The organism is Aquitalea sp. S1-19, from assembly GCF_024343515.1.
Map to the genome: position 1 here is coordinate 1 of NZ_RJTZ01000372.1, position 396 is coordinate 396.

A 396-nucleotide genomic window follows, 5' to 3' on the forward strand; every position below is an offset into this window, starting at 1 on the left:
CCAACCAGTTCTACCCGCGTTTTATGCCGATGCTGATGACCGCGGCCGGTACGGTGAAGCCGGCGCGCGTGCTGATCATGGGCGTGGGTGTGGCCGGTCTGCAGGCGATCGCGACCGCCAAGCGTCTGGGCGCGGTGGTGGAGGCGACCGATGTGCGCTCCTCGACCAAGGAGCAGGTGGAGAGCCTGGGCGGCAAGTTTATCGAAGTGCCGATGAGCGCCGAAGAGAAAGCCGCCAACGATGGCGTGTACGCCAAGGAAATGTCTGACGACTACAAGCAGCGTCAGGCCGAACTGGTGGCCAAGCACGCCAAAGCAGCCGACATCATCATCACCACCGCGCTGAGTCCGGGCCGTCCTGCACCGCGCCTGATCTCGGCCGATGTGGTGGCCGGCA

The 396-nt window shown here is 64.9% G+C and carries 1 pseudogene; it reads left to right on the forward strand.

Annotated elements, in window-relative coordinates:
• Window positions 1-396, forward strand: a pseudogene (locus EGI20_RS19115) (NAD(P)(+) transhydrogenase (Re/Si-specific) subunit alpha); the annotation flags it as partial.